Source organism: Bifidobacterium aesculapii, from assembly GCF_001417815.1.
GTDB lineage: Bacteria > Actinomycetota > Actinomycetes > Actinomycetales > Bifidobacteriaceae > Bifidobacterium > Bifidobacterium aesculapii.
This window is the reverse complement of record NZ_BCFK01000020.1, coordinates 1-19,417: the sequence shown is the minus strand read 5'-3', so window position 1 is coordinate 19,417 and position 19,417 is coordinate 1. Positions and strand designations below refer to the sequence as shown.

The window sequence follows — 19,417 nt, the reverse complement described above, 5'->3', positions numbered from 1 at the left end:
TCCGAGCGATGATTCACGGTACTTCCATGTGATACAACTGTGTACCATTGAGCATGGTACCATCGGAAGGTCTTGTGGTCAACCGGTGTACCGTGGTGATGGGGCTACGAGTCGTTCAACGTGACGAGAGCCGTGTGGAAGGTGGGAGGAATGTACGGTTCTTCGGCCGCCATGGCGCCTGTTCGCACCTGCCGTACCTGCTGTTTGTGAAGTTCCTGGAGTCCGTCTGGGCCGGTAGCACAGTGCCGTGGCCCGCTGGGGTGCGGGCCACGGCACTACTTACGGATGATCTTCACGGATGATCGTGCGCATCACAGGCGTTCGAGGAGCGTGGCGACGGCTTCGGCGGCCGGCACGACCACCTTGTTCCCGCCGTCGCGGTCGCGGATCTCGATGGTGCCGTCGTTCGCGAAGTCGCGGCCGACCACGGCGATGACGGGCACGCCGACGAGTTCGGCGTCCTTGAACTTGACGCCCGGGGAGACCTTCTTGCGGTCGTCGTAGATCACTTCGACGCCCTTGGCCTCCAGCTCGGAGACGAGCTGTTCGGCGCCTTCGAACGCCTTCTCGTCCTTGCCGGTGGCGACCACGTGCACCTGGGCGGGGGCGATGACCTTCGGCCAGGCGAGGCCGGCCTCGTCATGGTGGGTCTCCGCGATGCAGGCGAGCACGCGGCTCACACCGATGCCATAGCAGCCCATCCACACGGGCACGGTCTTGCCGTTCTGGTCGAGGACCTTCAGATCCAAGGCGTTGGAGTACTTGAGGCCGAGCTGGAACACCTGGCCGATCTCGACGCCGCGCTCGAAGCTCAGCGGGCCGGAGCCGTCCGGGCTCATGTCGCCGTGGCGCACCTCGACGGCCTCCACGGTGCCGTCGGCGGTGAAGTCGCGGCCGTAGACCGCGTGGAAGCGGTGCTTGCCGGCCTCGTCGCCACCGATGATCCATTCGGCTCCCTTGACGACGTGCGCGTCGACGAAGAAACGCACCGGCTCGGCGACGCCTGCCGCCTCGCCCTGCTTGCCGAACACCATCGGCCCCATGTATCCGGCCACCATCTCGGGGTGGGCCTTCAGATCCTCCTCAGTGGACTCCTCGATCTCGGACGGAGCGAACTGCGCCTCGAGACGCTTCATATCCACCTGGCGATCGCCCGGCACAGCCACGGCGACGACCTCGCGCCACGGCTTGTCATGGTCCTCGTCCTCGGCGTGCATCACCGTGATGGCAACGGTCTTCAGCGTATCGGCGGCGGTCCATTCGCGGCCGTCCTCACGCGGGTACAGGCGGTTGGCGGTGTCGACCAGCGCCTCGATGGTCTTGGAGTCCGGGGTCTCGCGGGTCTCCATCGCCGGGGTGTTCGAGGCGTCGATCTCGGGCAGTTCGGGCGTGTGCAGCGCCTCCACGTTCCATGCCTTGCCGGACGGGGCGAGCGCGAACGTGTCCTCGCCGATCGGCATCGGCGCGAGGAACTCCTCGGAGGCGGAGCCGCCCATCGGGCCGGACATGGCGAACACGGGCACGTACTTCAGATCGAGACGCTGGAAGATGCGCTCGTAGGCGCCGCGCTCGTCGTAGTACGCCTTGCGCATGCCCTCCTCGTCGATGGTGAACGAGTAGGCGTCCTTCATGATGAACTCGCGGCCGCGGATGAGGCCCGCGCGCGGACGGAACTCGTCACGGTACTTGGTCTGGATCTGGTACAGCGTGACCGGCAGGTCCTTGTAGGACTTGTACATGTCCTTGACGAGCAGGGTGAACATCTCCTCGTGCGTCGGCGCGAGCAGGTAATCGGCCTGATGACGGTCCTTCAGACGGAAGATGTTGTCGCCGTACTCCTCCCAGCGGTGGGTCGCCTCGTACGGTTCGCGCGGCAGCAGCGCCGGGAAGTGCACCTCCTGCGCGCCGATGCCGTCGATCTCCTCGCGGATGATGTCCTCGATCTTGTTGAGGACGCGCAGACCGAGCGGCAGCCAGGTCCAGATGCCGGGCGCGGCCTTGCGGATATAGCCGGCGCGCTGCAGCAGTTTGGCCGAATCGACGTCGGCATCGGCGGGGTCCTCGCGCAGCGTGCGCAGGAACAAAGTGGACATACGAAGCGTCTTGGAAGTCATACGCACCAAGATATTCGTCTCAACCGACAAGGCAGCCCCCGCGCCCGGACGGCGCAGGCCCGTCCCCTGCGTCTTGGATTATCACCATCCGCGTGGGAGAATGGAGACAGCACGCGGGGAAGGGGACCCAATGACGAGACCGCAGCCGACGCAATCGACGCAACCGACGCAACCGACGCAATCGGCACAGATGCCGCAGACGCCGCAACCGGTACAGCCTGTACAACCGATTCAGCCGGTGATACCGCGACCATCACGAACGATGCAACCGCAACCACCGCAATCCGGACCGATCATGCCGGCACCCGATGCCACGTCACGGACGCCGATCCCACAGCCATCACCGATACCACAGCCATCATCCCGGACCGCGCAGCCGGCGCCCGTCCCCTCGAATCCGCCACGCTCCAACGTGCAGACGCTGCTGCTCGTGCTCGGCGTCGCACTCGTCGTCATCGCCGTCATCGCGTTCGCATGGTTCGCCTACGGACTGCTCGGCGACGCGGGCCGCACGGCATGCGTCGCCACCGTCGGCGTCGTGGCCGTCGGCGTGGCCATCGCGCTCACGCCGCGGCTGCGCGTCACCGCGGAAGGACTCGCATGGGCGGGCCTCATCGCGCTCGCCGTGGGCGCGCTGCTGCTCAGCTCGATGGACGACGCGCCCGCATCCGACCGGATCATGGCGCTGCTCGCAGGGCTCGCGCTCGCCGTCGTGTGCGCGACGACGCTCGGCATACGGTTCGTGCCGCTGCCGGACGGCATGCCGCCGTTGCGCGCCTACTCGCTGTACGTCACGTTCGCGCTGCCGCTCGCCGCGATCCTCATGACGTACGCGCTGCCCGTCCTCGACTTCTCCGTGCTGTTCCCGCTGGAATGCGTGGCGGGCGCGGCCGTCGCCGTGACGATCGCCGCGTTCCTGCCCGCCGACCCGAGTCGGCGCGCGCCCGACGCCGAACCCATCGCCGCGCTGGCGGTCGCGGGCGTGCTGCTCGCGATCGCAACGTTCGGCGCGTACATGGCGGTCGACTACCACAATCCCCTGTGGCTGGTGTCGCTGCTGATCGCGCTCACCGCCGTCGGCTGGCTGCTCGCACTCGTCGTGCTTCACGTGCGGCGGGGCACCCGTTCCGGCCGGCCACTGCCCACGGGACTGCGGTTCGTGCCGGTCACCGGACTGGTGTGGACAATCGCCGCCTCGACCACGGCGATCATGCGCGCCCTGCCCGGTTCGATGGCGCTGGAAACGGGGCGCATGATCGCGTATCTGCCGACCGTCGTGGCGGGCGCGGCCGTCGTGATCGCCGCATGCGCATGGCCGCGGCGGGAGGGCGGCGCAGCCGGGGCTAATGGGGCTGCCGGGAATGGCGTGGCGGCCGGGGCGACCGGGGCGACCGGAAACGTAGGCGCGCCCGGAGGGTCACGCCGCGCGCAAGACGTGGCCGGATTGAGCGCGGCGGAGCACGTGGCGGGCGCGCTCAACGGCTCGACGATCCTCGTCATCATGACGTGCGCCGAATTCTCGCACGAAGGATGGCAGGCGCTCGTCACGTCGATGACGGCGTTCGTCGGGCTGCTGGCGGCCGCGGCGTGCGCATGGGCGCGGGCCGCCCGGCCGATTGACAAGCTGGTGCGTATGGCGGTTCAGCCGGCGCAGATGCGGATGCAACCGGCGGCATACCCGGCACAGGCAATGGCGCAACCAGCGCAGGCAACGGCGATGCCGGTCCAGCCAATCCAGCCGACTCAGCCGACTCAGCCGACTCAACCAATCCAAACGGCTTGGGCACCGGCTCAAGGACCAACGCAGGGGCCGGCGCAACCGGCGCAATCCTATCCGTATACAGCCGCTCCGCAGGCCGCCGGCGCACCGCATCGCACAGCCGCACCGCAGGCCGCAGCAGCACCGCTTCCGGGATCCGTACCGCAGGCCGGCGCACAATACCCCGCATCCATGCAGGTCGCCGTGCGCCGGGCGGCGGCGGGGCCGGACTCGGCGGGCGTCATAGTCACCATCTTCGCCGGACTCACCACGTTCGCGCTGCTGACGATAGCGGTACTCGAACCACGCCCTTACGCGCCCGCCGACCTCCTCGGCGGCATGGTCGGCGTGGCGGCACTGGCCGTGGGCGTCCGCTGGATGCTCGCGTGGCCGGCGCTGCGCAGCTGGCAGGCGTTGTGGCCGGCGCTCGCGTTGCTCATGATCCCACCGCTGCTGATGAGCTGGACGCATCCACTGTCATTCCCACGTGCGCTCGCCCTGTTCGTCATCGCGTTGGCCGCGTTGCTGGTCGGCGCGCTGCGCGGATTGCAGGCGCCGCTCGTCAGTGGTGCCGTGGTGCTCGTCGCGCATGTGCTTACCGTGCTGTGGCCGTGGCTGGCGGCGTTCTCGCAACGATTCTGGTGGGTGTGGCTGCTCATCGGCGGCGTGGTGCTCATCGTGGCCGCCGCCCGCTACGAGGCGAGCCTGAAAAGCGTCAGATCGCTCGCCACGCGCATCAGCCAGCTTCGGTAGGCGTCGGTGCCCGACGCGCCGCAATCCGCAATCCACAATCCACAATCCACAATCCGACTCCGCAATCCAACCTGCGGCCACACCGATCTGCGATTCGACCCACGGTCATCCGACTGACAGTCACCTGTCCCACAATCACCACCGGCGTCCCACGGTCACCACCGTCCGGCGATGGGCGTGCCGCACGCGGGGCAGTGCGCGGCGCCCGAATCATCGGCCGTGCCGGACAGACGGTCGACGGCGATCCTGTACCAGTCGCGTTCCACGAGCGCGGCACGGCAATCCGGATTCGGACAGAACGTCGTACCACCCTCGAGATCATGCACATTGCCCGTATACACGTACCGCAGTCCCTCCACAAGCGCGATGCCGCGCGCCCGCGTGAGCGTCGCGCGCGGGGTGGGCGGCACGTCCGTCATCTTCCACGCCGGGTGGAACGCGGAGAAATGCAGCGGCACGTCAGCCCCGAGCGTCTCGCGGATCCACGCGCATTCGGCGTGCAGCTGCACGTCGTCGTCGTTGAGACCGGGGATGAGCAGCGTGGTCAGCTCCACCCACACGTGCCGTCCGTCGGGCGTGCGCGCCTCGTTCACCGCATACGCGATGGTGTCGAGCACATCCTTGAGATGCGTGCCGGTGACCTTCCAATAGAAGTCCTCGGTGAAGCCCTTGAGGTCGATGTTCGCCGCGTCCATCGCCGCGTAGAAGTCGGCGCGGGCGGGCTCGGCCATATACCCGGCCGTCACGGCGATCGGGTGGATGCCGCGCGCCCGGCACGCCCACGCCGTATCGATCGCATACTCGGCGAAGACGATCGGATCGTTGTACGTGAACGCCACCGAAGCGATGCCACGCTCCGCGGCGACCTGCGCGATCCGCTCCGGACCTGCCTCAACGCCAAGCCGGTCATAGTCGCGGGCGCGTGAAATGTCCCAGTTCTGGCAGAACCGGCACGCGGAATTGCAGCCCGCCGTGCCGAAGCTCAACACCGAAGACCCCGGATGGAAGTGGTTGAGCGGCTTCTTCTCCACCGGGTCCACGGCGAAGCCGGAGCTGCGTCCATACGTGTCGGAGCGGATCGCGCCGTCATGGTTGGAGCGCACGAAGCAGAAGCCGCGCTGGCCGGGCCGCAGCACGCAACGGCGCGGGCACAGTTCGCACCGCGCACGGCCGGAACCGTCCGCGAACCGCGTCTGCCAGCGACCGAGCGCCGGGTCGCGGTTCGGGATTTCACGCACGGGTGGGGCATCGCTTACGGACGATCCGACGCCCGTATCCGTGCCGCCCATCGCCATATCACTCACCGTCATATCGCTCATCGCCATATCACTCACCGTTGCGCCCGCGCTCGGCATAGGCCGTCACCCGGTAGCGTTCGCACGCGATCTCACCGTCCACCCAGTCGTATGACGCCGGAAGCCCAGCCTTGGCGAGCAGATGCGCGACGAAATCACGCGGATCCGGCAACTGCTCCCACACCTGCGGCAGGAACGTGGCGCGACGGCCGCGCCCGCCGTTCTCCACGATCACCAGACCATCCTCACCGGGCCGCAACGCACGCTCCAACTCGCGGCGCGAGCGGACCGGATGTTCCACCGGTATGGGAGTCATGAAGCCGTCCTCGCCGCGCCGCCATTCGGGCGTGACCACGAGAATCGGCTTCGGCGCGGAGAGCACCGACACCTCCACGTCAAGCAGCGGATACTCGGCCGCGGTGACCGGCTCGAAGCGCGGGTCGCGGAACGCCGCGTCGACGGCATGGTCGGCGACATCGGCGCCCAACGTGCGATGCGCCTGCAACGTGCCGATGCACCCGCGCAGATCGCCGTGTTCGGTAAGCGTGACGAAGCTCGCGCCGGGCTCGTCCAGCCACGGGTGCGCGGCCGCGATCGCATCCGGGCGGCCGGCCGGGTCGTCGTCGAATCCCAGGCGTTCGCGGATCGCCGCGCGCGCCAGCTTGAGCAGCACGCCGCCGCGGTCGTCCGCGGCCCACACGGCGAACGACGCGTAGCCGACCACCGGTTCGTCCGGGTCGCGCATCGCCGGACGGGGTGCGCCGGCGGGTGCCACCACGCCGTCGTCGCCGGAAGTGGAACGGCCGAGCAGGCGCAGGTCGAACGCGGAGCGGGCGTCGGGCGGGACTGTGGAATCGCCGTCGTCGGAGGCACCGGCGGATGCGACATAGTCATCGGCATCGGCGGGCGCGAGGCCGCGGGACAGCACGTCGAGCAGGCCGTTCACCGGGTAGGCGCCGCAGGCGCGGCGCGGGTCGATGGGCCCATCCACCGCGGATATCGCGTCGAGGGTGTCGTCGTCAAGCTCACGTGCGAACTCCTGCGGATGGTAGTGCGACAGGTCGGAACTGATCACGACCACCGTCTCCGGACCGCCCCACAAGGCGCGCAGCACGTCGCCCACCTCGCGGGGCGACTCGTTGCCCGCGTTCAACGGCACAATCCGCAGATCCGGCCCGAGTACGGTCTCAAGGAACGGGATCTGCACCTCGACCGCATGCTCCTGCGCGTGGGTCGGGTCGTTGACGATCAACGCCGGGGCGGGGGCCTCGGGCCGGGCCGTCATGCCGGAGGCGAGCGGGCCGTCGTCGTCGGTCAGGCCCAGCGCCGCACGTTCGGCGGCGGTATCCACCGGCACGGTTCCGAACGGCGTGGCGAACGCGTCGGCCGTCGGGCAGGCCACGCCACGGACGGCGACCCTGTGCGTCGGGCCGACAATCACCGCGCGCGTCACGGTGCCGCGCCCGCGTTCGAGCAGCGCATAGGCGAGCGCCGCAGTGGTTCCGGAGTACACGTAGCCTGCGTGCGGCACGATCACCGCCTTCGGAACGCCGGCCGGAAGGGCATCGGCGAGATCGGCCACGAGCCGGTGCCCGTATGCGAGCTGCCGGTCGACCATCGCCTGGAGTATCGTGCGGTCGGCCGGGTAGAATGTGCCGGCCACCGCAGCCGGACGAACGCGGCCCTGCTCCCCCTGCACGGCCGCCGCCCCTTCATGTTCACGCGTATCGTAATCCGTCATTGGAATCACCCCTGCCACTTATCCTACCCGCCCCGGCTCATATCTTCCGGCCCTTGATTCACGGCAGCTTTCCGATGCGGAATCCAGGGGCGCCGGCATGCGTAGTCATGGCAAGCCACGCCCCGTGCATGCCCCACGCAGGCCAATCCCTTCCCCGGGAACCCCGCCCTACGCAAGTCACTGAACTAATCACAGTCTGAAAGCGAATCCGGAACGGTTCGCGGGCGAACCTGCGCGATTGACCAGCCAACTTGCGCAGTCTGAAGACGAACCTGCGCAATCCGTCGCGCAACCTGCGCAGTCTGATGTCCAACCTGCGCAGGGGGTTGCTGAAGAAGCCTCGTTTTCGTACATGCCTCCTATTGGCGAATGGCTTCATTCCGCCGTTTTTGATTCAGGCAACCCGCCAGAATCCGGTGCTCTTCAGGAACCCCCTGCGCAGGTTCGATGTCGAATCGCGCAGGTTCGCGCGTGAACTGCGCAGGTTCGCGCGTGAACTGCACAGGTTCAGCCCCGCACTGCGCAGGTTCGCCCATCACGTCCATCCCGGTCTCCGACTGTTCCATCCCGGCGGCACGACCGTTCCGAAAGCGGCGCATGGCCCGACGGGTCCGGAGCGGAATCCGCTACTGCACGTCGTTGAGACCGTAGGCCACGGAGCCGGGCTGGATGTCGCCGGCGAGGAGTGTGTCCACGGTGACGATGTGGTACCCCTTCTGTTTGAGTCCGTCGATGATCTTCGGAAGCGCCGTGGCCGTGGCCGCGTTGCCGTCATGCAGGGCGATGATGGAGCCGGCATAGGCGTTGTCGAGCACGCGCTTCTCGATCTGCGCCGAGTCGAGCTTGCCCCAATCGCCGGAGTCCACGCCCCACAGAATCATCGCCTGACCGTTGGCCTTGGCCTGGTCGCGCAGCGCATCGCTCCATGCTCCGTCCGGCGGGCGGAACAGGGTGACCGGCTTGCCCGAGGCCTCGGCGATCACGGCGTCCGTGTCCTTGAACCATTTGGCGAGCTGGTCGGCGGGCATGGCGTGCATCTGCGTATGCCGCCACGACATGGACCCGACGCTGTGCCCTTCGGCGGCCATGCGTTTGACGAGCTTCACGTTGGAGCCGTTGACGAACTGCCCCTGGAGGAAGAACGTGGCCGGCACGCCGGCCTTCTTGAGCGCGTCAAGCACCTGCGGCGTGACCTCCTTGTTCGGCCCGTCGTCGAAGGTGAGGGCCACGCAATCGGCGAAATGACAGTCGAGCGGCATGCCTGCGATCACCGCGTCGGCGGCTTCGGCAAGCGGTTGGACGCGCGCGGCGACGGCATCCGTCTGATCGGACGGCGTGTCCGCGAGCGTCTGCTTCGCCGCGTCGATCGCGCCGCGCAGGGTGGCGCGCAACGTTTCATCCGCCTTGCCCGCGGAACGGCTGTAGGCGAGTTCGCCGCGCGTGACGAGTCCGGAGAGCCGTTTCCGCACGTCCTGTGCGTTGAGGCCGTCTTTCATCTGCTGGAGCATGGTCACGTCGTAGCGGATGGAGATGAGGCCGTCGTTCATCATGCTGGTGGCGGTCGCATACCGGTCGCCGAGGTCGTCGAGGTCGCTTCGGCTCAGATCGGTCGCGCAGTCGCGTTTCGCCGGGCCGGCGACATCGGCGTCGGTCAGGCTGTCCAACTGCGCTTGAAGCCGGTCGCGCGTGTCGCTGCCGGCGACGGATGCCGTGTCTTTGAGGAGCGTCGCCGCCTTGCGCGCGGTGGGCGTGTAGCCGGTGAGCGTCTCCGTGTAGCGCGCGCGGGCGGCGCGGCAGTCGGCGAGCGCCGTCGCATGGTCGCGGGCGCGCGCGTCGAGGATGCTGCGGGTGACGGCCCACCCGGCGAACACGAGTCCGGCGGCGAAGACCGCGATGAGCGCGACGACGAGCGGCTTGGGGCGGGTTCCGTTCGGGCGGCGGATGGCGAAGTCATCACGGCCGGCACCGTCACCGCGCCCGGCACCGTCACCGGCACCAATCGTCGTGTTCCCGGCTTCGGATTTCCCGCCCGGTTTCTCGTCTCTCTCGTCGTATCCCCCGTCGGGCGTCTCATCGAATCCGAGGAGGTCGGCGTATTCCGCGTCGGCGTCGTCCTTGTTGTCGTGTCCGTCGTTCACGCGATCGGCCCCGATGTTCGCACCGCTGCGAACGTCATTTGCGCCACCGTCTCCGTCGTTTGCGCCGCCACGCCCATCGTCGTCGACCACGCCCGTGTGTTCGTCCGTCATGACGTCCCCTTTCCGGCTGTCCGCCGCCCCATCGTCTCCGCGTCCATTATCCCTCGCCCGCATACCTCCCACCATAGGGCCGCCGCCCCGGCTTCCCCATGCGCGGCCGCGCGTTCCGTCCACGTTCGTTGACCGGGCATATGCCATGACCGCAACGGAGCCGTATCGAAGCGGATAATCGAAAGCGATTGGAGCCCGACCCCAAAGGAGCGTGCCATGATTCCCCCAACGCCCACCGATACCGCGTCCACCTCCCCTCGGCGCGATTCTCGTGCGCAGAACCCCTCCCGAGCGCACGATAATCGCGCGGAGACGGATGCAATGTCCGAGGACGCGACACATGCCACAGCGGCACGCGCCACGATCCAATGGCTGCGCTCTTTTTGCCTGCGCCATCGCTGGACGACTCTCATCGCGGTGACGGCACTGGTGGTTTCCATTCCCAATTGGCGTATCGGGCTGATGGCAATGAGCGATTGGCCGATCGCGAAGGCCATCGCACAGGTGGTGATCATCGCTGCGACGGCATCGTTCGCCGTGGCGCCGCTTCCGGCGAGCGTTGCGGTCATCGCCGCGTATTCGATCGATCTGTGGCTCCCCTACCCGTATCTGGAATCCAATGGATGGTGTCTGACGATTGCACTCGGATACCTCGCGTTCCGTCTGCGGCCGTGGTGTTCCGCGCTCGCGTTCGCCTATCTGTGCCTGATGAAGTACTGGGAGATGGCGGACACCGGCATACAGATTCCGCCCGCCACCATGATCGGCACCATGATCTCCCTGTGCAGCTCGTATCTGGCGGCGTTGATCATCGGCATCCTGATCCGCCGGCAACAGGAGCTCGAGACCCTACGCCGTCGCATACTGCACGTCCAGCACATGGAACGGAATATGGACGCAGCGCATCGTCTCCATGACGCGACCAGCGGCGAACTGACCTCCATCAGCCTCACGGCGCGGCTGGGACTGCACGAGACCGGTACGGACGAACGGAGTGAACTGTTCCGACGCATCCTCGCGCAGTCGAACGAAGCGTTGGCTCACGTGCATGAGATCATTCGACTGCTCGCCGAGGAACCGGACGGACCGGACTCTCCCGGAGCGGCTGGTGACGTGGCGGTGGGAAGCGGCGGCAACGCAGGCGACGACACTGTGGAAGGCACGGCGATCATCGGCGGCGGCACCGTACGCCGATCGACCGCAGCCGGCGATGACACCGCGCCCTCACGCGCCGGCTTCCGCACGCGCGTCGACGGCTGGGAGCACGCGCTGCATGACGCGGGATTCGCCTGCGACATCACCGTGGAGGGTGACGTGGACGACAACACGAACGGCATCGACGACGCATCCCGCGACCTGCTCGTCGCACTGGCGCGTGAGATCGTGGCGAATGTCATCCGTCACGCCGATCCCGCCGACCGCCGCTGCATGCTGCGCATCACGGTCAGTGAAAGCGGCGTCGATGTCACGTCGTCCAATCCGATTCCTCCTACGCCTCAACGGTCCGCCCGGGCCACGCGCGACGACGCGGGCCGAGTCACACCCAGCCACGGTCTCGCGCTGCTGCGCCATCGCATCGCCGCACGTTCCGGCTCGTTGACCGCTTCAGCGGAACACGGCATGTGGCATCTGCACGCGGTCATTCCCACCGCGCCACAACGGGGATAGGATCGGACCATGCAGGAGGGTACACCGCGCGCGGGAGCCGACGGGTGCGCAGAGGATATCACCATCGCCGTCGCGGACAACGACGCCATCACGTTGCGGGCGCTGACGGCTCTGCTGGAGCGCGTCGACGGGTTCCGCGTGCTGTGGACGGCGCAATCGGCCCGTGAGGTGATCGTCAACTGCCTGACCGATGAACGATGGCCTGAGGTGCTGCTGCTCGACGCGGAGCTCGGCGATGACCGCGGCACGCGCGTATGCCGCCGGCTGCGCGAGACCGATGGGGATGCCGGCATCCTCATCATCACCGCGTATCCGCTGGAAGCGTACCGCCGCGAGTCCGCGCTCGCCGGAGCGCAGGGGCTGGTCGGCAAGGCCGATTACGCATGGCTTTCGAAGGCGATTCGTCTGGTGCATGACGGGCACACGTTCGCCATACCGCTCATGTCGCCGACGGCCGGCGACCTCCATGGTTGGGACGGCGGTCGCGGGCGTGGAGAGGCCGGCGGTCGCGGCACGCGAAGCGAAGTGCGGCGACCGGGATCGGACGATGGCATCTCGCGCGAGTGGCCGGTTCCATATGATGATGTCTCGCGCGAGTGGCCGACGTTCGAGACCGCGGCCGCGGCGCACCATCGCATACTCGCGAATATGGGATCCGTTTCCGGAAGGAACGCGAAAGCCGCCAAAGGAACGGACGCGCTCAGTCGTCAGGAGTCGCAGGTGCTGGAATTGGCGTCATTGGGGTTCACGCAAAGCGAGATCGCGGCCCGATTGGGCATCTCGGCGGCCAGCGTGCGCACCCACTCGTCACGTGCACGGACCAAGCTCGACGCGCGGACACTGGTGCAGGCCGTGGTCAAATGGCTGTCCGCTTCCCGGTAGCCGCGATACGGCGCGCTAGAACAGGGCGGATTGGGTGAAGCCGTCGTCGGTACGGGACGAATCGGCACCGCCATCACCGACCCCGCCGCCCCCGACACCGAGCAATCCCGGCTTGAACGCCCCGGCACCGGACGCGGCGAGCCGATCGGAAGCCTCCCGGGACGCCTCGCGCAGGGAGCCGTCGAGCCGCACCGCGTCATCGGAGACCGCGAACATGCGGTTGTTGACGCCTTCCAAGTACAGTCCGTCCAATGATTCGACGCGGGAGAGCGCCACGTAGCCCATGCCGGGCGCGAACGTGCGGCGCAGATCCATGACGGCCCGGTCGAGCGTCATGCCCTGCGACTTGTGGATGGTGATGGCCCACGCGCAGCGCAACGGCACCTGTTTGACGGAGGCGAGCACTGTCTCCCCGTCCATCATCTCCCATGAGGCGGGTTTCATCGTGACGATGTTGCCGTTCTCGAATTCGACGATCGGCCATCCGCCCTTGTTCTCGTCCGCGAAGCCGCGCACGGTGCCGAGCGAGCCGTTCACGTACTGCCGGTCCGTGTCGTTGCGCAGCGCCATCACGGCCGCGCCCGCCTTGAGCACGAGCCGTTGCGGTGCGAGCATGTTGCGCGTGAGTCGTTCGACGAGGTTCGCGGGCCCCGCCTGTTCGGCGTGGAACTCGTGCGCCTCGCCCATGATGCGCGCGAGCCGCATGTCGTTGAGGTTGTCGGCCTGCCGGTTGACGGGGAACAGGTGCGTGGCGACCGTGCCGGCTTCGGGCGCGACGCCGAGCCGCGTGACGAGCGTATCGCGGTCGTCGTCGTCCACGCGGCTTTCGCGGATGTGCGTGAGCACGGTGAGGAGCCTGCCGTCATCCTGGCGATGCTGCTCGGTCAGATAGCAGACGACGGGATTCAGCTCCGGCCAGACGAGCGATTCGGTGACGAATCCCTCCGGGTCGAGCCCGCGTCGCATGTAGCGCTCGCGCGAGGCGACGAATTCGGGCGAGGGCGGGACCACGTCGCGGTTGCGCTGCGACGTGGAGACGGGCGGCAGCTGGAAGAGGTCGCCGGAGAGCACGACCTGCAGTCCGCCGAACGGGCGCGGGTCGCGCCGCAGGTCGCGGCACACCTGGTCGACCATGTCGAACAGCCACGCGTGCAGCATCGACACCTCGTCGATGACGAGCACGTCGGCCGCCTGGATCTTGCGCCGACGGCGCGTCCTGATGGTCTTCAGCAGGCGCGCGTCGAGCACGGTGGCGAGACCGACGCCGCTCCACGAGTGGATGGTCTGCCCGTCGACGTGCGTGGCGGCGATGCCGGTGGACGCGGTGACGGCCACGCTCGCGCCGTCCGCCCGCGCCCCGCGGATGAACTCGTTGAGCACGTACGTCTTGCCCGCGCCGGGCGCGCCCGTCAGGAACACGTTCGCGCCGGCGTTCAGGATGGCGAGCGCCTCGGATTGCCGCATACGCTACTTGTTCAGCAGGCTGGTGGCGACGATGCGCTCGCTGATGGCCTTGGACTCGGCCGCGTCCGGGCCGGGGGCGGGGGCCATGACGGCGGCGCGGTAGTAGCGCAGCTCGTCGAGCGATTCGATGATGTCGGCGAGGGCGCGGTGGCCGCCGTTCTTCGGCGGACGGTTCTCGTAGACGTCCGGGTACCAGCGGCGGGCGAGCTCCTTGAACGTGCTCACGTCGATGCTGCGGTAGTGCAGGTGGCTCACGAGGTTCGGCATGTAGTGGTCGAGGAACTTCTTGTCGGAGCCGATGGTGTTGCCGGCGAGCAGCGGCTTGACGCCGTCCGGGGTGAATCGGGCCACGTATTCGGTGACCTTGCGTTCGGCCTCCTCGAGGCTCAGGCCGTGCTCCCACTCGTTGATGAGTCCGGAGCGGGTGTGCATCTGGCGCACGAAGTCGTTCATGTGCGCGACGGCCTTCTCGCTCGGCTTGATCACGTAGTCGACGCCTTCGTCGAGCACGTTCAGGTCGAAGTCGGTGGGCACGACGGACACTTCGACGAGCTCGTCGCCGCCGAAGATGTCGAGTCCGGTCATCTCGCAGTCGATCCAGATGAGGCGGGATCCCTCCGCCGTGTACGTTTCCGCGTCGTGCGCGTCCACCATGTCTGCCTCTTTCCTTGGGTGTTCTCCGTCTGAACGGAACAGTACAGACTATACCGCCGAGACGACCGCGGCGGAGTGCTCCGGCCGCCGCGGCAGCGCCCGCGCGCGGCTGCCCGAGCGCGCCCGCACGCGGCGCGGCCGTCAGCCGACGAGACGGGCGGTGGTGGCGCGCGTGAGCAGCGACGTGGCGGCGACGGTGTGCGGTTCGTCGAGCGTCTCGCCGCGCATGAGCGCGAGCGTCCTGCCGGCGGCGACGCGGCCCAATCGCACGGGATCCTGTTTGACGGTGGTCAGGTCGACGACGTCGCCGAGATCGTCGCCGTCGAAGCCGATGAGCGAGACCTCTTCGGGGATGCGCCAGCCGAGCCGCCGCAGCTCCTTGAGCAGCAGCACGGCGCAACGGTCGTTCTCCACGCAGATGCCGGTGGGGCGCGGCATGGCGCCGACGAGCTGCGCGGCGATATCGGAGACGGCGGCGGCCTCCGCGTCGAGCACGGACGGCGACATGCCGTATGAGCCGTCGCCGAGACCCGTGGAGTCGTCCTGTTCGCCGAATCCGTCGAGCGACGGCACAGTCATCACCTGTTCGTCCGAGTAGCCTTGCTCCTCGACCGCATCGAGGAATCCCTGCAGACGCACGGAGTCGCTGCACACGAACGGCGAGGGCTGCACGGGCTGTTCGACGTAGGCGACGGATTCGTGGCCGAGCGAGCGCAACAGGCGCACGACGCCGCGCATGGCGGCCTGGTCGTCGATGCGCACGGAGGCGTCGAAGCCGCTCACGTCCGGCACGTTGACGCCGACGACGGGCAGGGTGATCGCGGCGAGCGTGTCGCGTTTGTCGTCGTCGAGGATGAACGAGACGACGATGACCGCGTCGAAGTTGCGTGTGCCCGGCAGGGTGCGGAAGAACCAGTCGAGGTCGCCGCGCGTCCACATGACGTACGGCACGACGTCGTAGCCTTCGCGCGAGAGGACCTCGTAGACGCCTTCGAACGTGTTCGCGTTGAACCAGCTGTTGATCTCGTTGGGCATGAGCACGGCGACGCGCATCGATTTGCCGCTGGCGAGCGACGAGGCGGTTTTGGAGAAGGAGAAGCCAAGGCGTTCGGCGGCCTCCTCGACGCGTGCGCGCGTGTCCGGGTTGACTTTGTCGAGGCCGCGCAGCGCGCGGGACACGGTGGAAACGGATACGCCGGACGCCTTCGCGACGTCCGCGATGGTGGTTCTGGCAGTGGGTCGATCGGCCATGTTCCGCTCCTTTCCGTTCGCGCGTTCCGCGCATGATCGCGCATGTGCGTTTCCGTCTTCGCCGGCGGGGCCGGCCACATGACGCCGATGCACCACGATACCGCATCGTCCGTGATGCATCGCAACGCTTGCATACCCAGTCTATAAAACCGTTTGCATCATTGCAAATCCGCGAATCATGCGAATGTCAAACCCGTTCGACACGCCGGGCGATGATGCGGTTTGCATATCGCAATGCAAGCGCTATTATTCAAGTATCGCCAACAGCGAGCACACGCTCAAGAAAACAACTGCAAGCGTTTTTATTCAAGGAGGAACAATGGCTGCAGCAACCGATCCAGCCCTGTGGTGGAAGCAGGCGGTCGTCTACCAGGTCTACCCGCGCAGCTTCAAGGACACCAAGGGCGAGGGCCTCGGGCAGATCGCCGGCGTCACCGAGAAGATCGGCTACCTCGCCGACCTCGGCGTGGACGCCATCTGGCTGAGCCCCTTCTACCCCTCGCAGCTCGCCGACGGCGGCTACGACGTCGACGACTACCGCGACGTCGACCCGAAGCTCGGCACGATGGACGACTTCGACGCGCTCGCCAAGGCCGCGCACGCGCACGGCATCAAGATCGTCGTCGACATCGTCCCCAACCACAGCTCCAACCTGCACCCGTGGTTCAAGGAGGCGCTCGCAGCGGCCCCGGGCTCCCCGGAGCGCGACCGCTACATCTTCCGCGACGGCAAGGGCCCGAACGGCGACCTGCCGCCCTCGAACTGGGAGAACCACTTCGGCGGCCCCGCCTGGACCCGCGTGCCGGACGGCCAGTGGTACCTGCACATGTTCACCAAGGAGCAGCCGGACTGGAACTGGAACAACCGCGAGGTACGCGAGGACTTCCTCACCACCCTGCGCTTCTGGCTCGACCACGGCGCCGACGGCTTCCGCGTGGACGTGGCGCACGGACTCGCCAAGGACCTCGACCGCGACGACCTCGACAACTACGTCGTGTGGTGCACCTCCGACCAGCCGGACGACGGCTCCCACCCGGTCATCGACCGCGACGAGGTCCACGAGATCTACCACGAGTGGCGCAAGGTCTTCAACGAGTACGACCCGCCGGCGTTCGCCGTGGCCGAGGCGTGGGTGCAGCCCAACCGCCAGTACCTGTACGCCAGCCCGGACGACCTGGGACAGATCTTCAACTTCGAGTTCGCGAAGAAGGACTGGATCCGCGACGCGTTCCACGAGGCCATCGAGGAGGGCATCGCCAGCGCCGAACGCTCCGGATCCTCCGCCACGTGGGTGATGAGCAACCACGACGTGGTGCGCCACGCCACCCGCTACGGCCTGCCGCAGGTGCCGACCAGCGAATACCACCAGCTCGCCAAGGACTGGGTGCTGCGCGACGGCACCACCTACCCGCTCGACAAGGCGCTCGGCACCAAGCGCGCCCGCGCCGCGATCCTGATGGAGATGGCCCTGCCCGGTTCCGCATACGTCTACCAAGGCGAGGAACTCGGCCTGTTCGAAGTGGCGGACATCCCGTGGGACCGCGTCGAGGACCCGTCCGGCCACCGCACCTCGCAAGCCGCCAGCACCAAGGGCCGCGACGGCTGCCGCGTGCCGCTGCCGTGGACCGCGGACCCGGCCGACTCCTTCGGCTTCACGCCCGCCGCCAAGGCGGACGGCACCCCGAGCGAGGAGGCGCACCTGCCCCAGCCGGCATGGTTCACCGACTTCGCCGCGGACGCCGAGGCCGCCGACCCGGATTCCATGCTCACCCTGTACCGCCGCACGCTGGCCCTGCGCCACAAGCTGCAGACCGACGACCTGAGCCTCGAATGGCTTCCCGAGGACCGCTCCTCCGGCAAGCCGGACGGCGCGAACGGATTCACCGGCGGCACCATCGCCTACAAGCGAGCCAACGGATGGGCGTCGATCACCAACTTCGGCGCCGACCCCGTCGACCTGCCCGCCGGCGAGGTGCTCCTCACCTCCGGGCCGCTGACGGACGACGGCAAGCTCCCGCAGGACACCTCCGCCTGGATCCAGCTCGCCTGAGTCCTTACCAGGCGGCGGCCGCCCTCACCGGGCCCGTTCCCCTGCCGATTAACCAACCGTGCCTGTCCGGGCTGCCCTTCGGCCCGGACAGGCCCCACACCCCCCCAAGATTTCCCTTTCCAGCAATAACCCTCAACGAAGAGAAAGCAAGAACAATGACAGCAGCAAGCGTGACACCCACGCCTTCCAACACCAAGTCCGAGAAGTGGCGCTACGTCGCCGGCTTCATGGCCTTCGCCGTGCTCTCCGGCGTCGCCTTCTTCGGCACGATGTCCGTGCTGGTCCCGCAGCGACTGCGCGCCGACCTCGGCATGGGCGCCGTCGAATCGACCGCCGCCCTCGGCGCAATCAACTCCGCCGGCTCCATCGCCTCCATCTTCATCGCCCTGTTCGTCGGCGCCCTGTCCGACCGCACGCGCTCCAAGTGGGGCAAGCGCACCCCGTGGATCTTCACCGGCGCATTCATCTACGGCATCTGCTTCTGGTCGCTGTCGCGCCCGTCCACCGCGCTGCTCATCGCGATCTTCTACATCCTCGCCCTCGTCGGCCTGAACATGGTGCAGGCCCCGATCTACGCCCTCATCTCCGACCGCGTCGAGGAATCCTCGCGAGCCACCGTGTCCGCCGCGATCGGAGGCGGCGGCGTGATCGGCCAGGGCATCGGCACGCTCATCGGCTCCCGCTTCATGGAGAACATCGAGCTCGGCTTCATCTGCACCGGTCTGTGCGCCCTCGCCGCAGGCGTGCTCGCCGTGCTCCTCACCCCGAAGGAGCCGTCCAGTAAGGACATGCCGAAGGACACCTCGAAGCCGATGTGGAAGGTCATCGTCGAGTCCCTCACCCCGCCGCTGAAGGATTGCGGTGACTTCTACCGCGCGTTCATCTGCCGCACCTGCCTCATCGTCGCCTACCAGATGATCTTCAGCTACCAGCTGTACATCCTCACCGATCACATCGGCGACTCCGACAAGCAGGCCGCCAACGCGATGGCCATCATCTCCGTGCTCACCATGGTCGCCTCCATGGTCGCCTCCCTGATCTCCGGCCCAATCGCCGACGCGCTCCACCGCCGCAAGGCCCCGATCGCCGTCGCCTGCGCCGTGTTCGCGCTGGGTCTCGCCATGCCGTGGATCTTCCCGACCGAGATGGGCATGTTCCTCTTCGGCGGCATCGCCTCCTTCGGCTACGGCATGTACCTGTCCGTCGACCAGGCGCTGAACGTGGACGTCCTGCCGAACAAGGAGACCGCCGGCAAGGACCTCGGCTTCATGAACATCGCCACCTGCGCCGGCCAGGCCATCGGCGTGGCGATCACCTCCAGCATCGTCGCCGCCACCCAGTCCTACAACCTCGTGTTCCCGACCGCCATCGCCATGGCCGCGATCGCCGCGATCGCCGTCCTCGGCATCAAGCGCGTCAAGTAACACCATGGGGCGGCCAGACCGCCCCACTCCCCCTTCCAATGGGTCGCTCCTCGGGGGAGGAGCGACCCATTTTTTATCGCTCCACACGATGCGTAACGGGTGGAAGTGGGCTT

The 19,417-nt window shown here is 67.6% G+C and carries 12 protein-coding genes; 5 read left to right on the top strand and 7 right to left on the bottom strand.

The features are described 5' to 3' along the window. Positions 1-311: 311 nt before the first annotated feature. Positions 312-2,093: a proline--tRNA ligase gene (locus BFAL_RS02305; RefSeq protein ID WP_055426825.1), complete on the bottom strand. Its 1,782-nt coding sequence runs from the start codon at positions 2,091-2,093 to the stop codon at positions 312-314. A gap of 433 nt (positions 2,094-2,526) precedes the next feature. Between BFAL_RS02305 and BFAL_RS02300 the strand changes: the two genes are divergently transcribed. Beyond that, a complete protein-coding gene (locus tag BFAL_RS02300; RefSeq protein WP_055426824.1) occupies positions 2,527-4,626 on the top strand; it encodes an SCO7613 C-terminal domain-containing membrane protein in 2,100 nt (699 codons plus the stop codon). A gap of 155 nt (positions 4,627-4,781) precedes the next feature. On the opposite strand, the gene amrS is transcribed toward BFAL_RS02300, so the two are convergent. From amrS to BFAL_RS02280, 3 genes are all read right to left on the bottom strand, one after another. Beyond that, complete coding sequence (gene amrS / locus BFAL_RS02295) at positions 4,782-5,936, bottom strand: AmmeMemoRadiSam system radical SAM enzyme (protein ID WP_236691629.1); 1,155 nt, start codon at positions 5,934-5,936, stop codon at positions 4,782-4,784. A gap of 16 nt (positions 5,937-5,952) precedes the next feature. Continuing rightward, positions 5,953-7,662: an AmmeMemoRadiSam system protein B gene (amrB, locus tag BFAL_RS02290; RefSeq protein ID WP_082440284.1), complete on the bottom strand. Its 1,710-nt coding sequence runs from the start codon at positions 7,660-7,662 to the stop codon at positions 5,953-5,955. Between the two features lie 626 nt (positions 7,663-8,288). Continuing rightward, on the bottom strand, positions 8,289-9,911 hold the full coding sequence (locus BFAL_RS02280) for a polysaccharide deacetylase family protein (protein ID WP_055426822.1): 1,623 nt from the start codon (positions 9,909-9,911) through the stop codon (positions 8,289-8,291). A gap of 468 nt (positions 9,912-10,379) precedes the next feature. Between BFAL_RS02280 and BFAL_RS02275 the strand changes: the two genes are divergently transcribed. Together BFAL_RS02275 and BFAL_RS02270 are read left to right on the top strand one after the other, a co-directional pair. Then, positions 10,380-11,579 (top strand): sensor histidine kinase, encoded by a 1,200-nt coding sequence (locus BFAL_RS02275; RefSeq protein WP_055426821.1) that lies wholly within the window; start codon positions 10,380-10,382, stop codon positions 11,577-11,579. Between the two features lie 9 nt (positions 11,580-11,588). Continuing rightward, positions 11,589-12,461 (top strand): response regulator transcription factor, encoded by an 873-nt coding sequence (locus BFAL_RS02270; RefSeq protein WP_055426820.1) that lies wholly within the window; start codon positions 11,589-11,591, stop codon positions 12,459-12,461. 15 nt (positions 12,462-12,476) lie between these two features. Here the strand turns inward: BFAL_RS02270 and BFAL_RS02265 are convergent, their stop codons facing one another. The 3 genes from BFAL_RS02265 to BFAL_RS02255 form a co-directional block, all read right to left on the bottom strand. Beyond that, complete coding sequence (locus tag BFAL_RS02265; protein ID WP_082440282.1) at positions 12,477-13,925, bottom strand: DEAD/DEAH box helicase; 1,449 nt, start codon at positions 13,923-13,925, stop codon at positions 12,477-12,479. Positions 13,926-13,928: 3 nt separating this feature from the next. Next, positions 13,929-14,579 carry an oligoribonuclease gene (orn, locus tag BFAL_RS02260; RefSeq protein WP_055426819.1) on the bottom strand — a complete coding sequence of 217 codons (651 nt, stop codon included), beginning with the start codon at positions 14,577-14,579 and terminating at the stop codon, positions 13,929-13,931. A gap of 141 nt (positions 14,580-14,720) precedes the next feature. Beyond that, positions 14,721-15,830 carry a LacI family DNA-binding transcriptional regulator gene (locus BFAL_RS02255; protein ID WP_055426818.1) on the bottom strand — a complete coding sequence of 370 codons (1,110 nt, stop codon included), beginning with the start codon at positions 15,828-15,830 and terminating at the stop codon, positions 14,721-14,723. Positions 15,831-16,149: 319 nt separating this feature from the next. On the opposite strand from BFAL_RS02255, the gene BFAL_RS02250 reads away from it, so the two are divergent. Both BFAL_RS02250 and BFAL_RS02245 read left to right on the top strand, forming a co-directional pair. Continuing rightward, the gene (locus tag BFAL_RS02250; protein WP_055426817.1) at positions 16,150-17,880 is read left to right on the top strand and encodes a glycoside hydrolase family 13 protein; all 1,731 of its coding nucleotides are present in this window, start codon (positions 16,150-16,152) and stop codon (positions 17,878-17,880) included. Between the two features lie 155 nt (positions 17,881-18,035). Continuing rightward, the gene (locus BFAL_RS02245) at positions 18,036-19,304 is read left to right on the top strand and encodes an MFS transporter (protein WP_055426816.1); all 1,269 of its coding nucleotides are present in this window, start codon (positions 18,036-18,038) and stop codon (positions 19,302-19,304) included. Positions 19,305-19,417 lie beyond the last annotated feature (113 nt).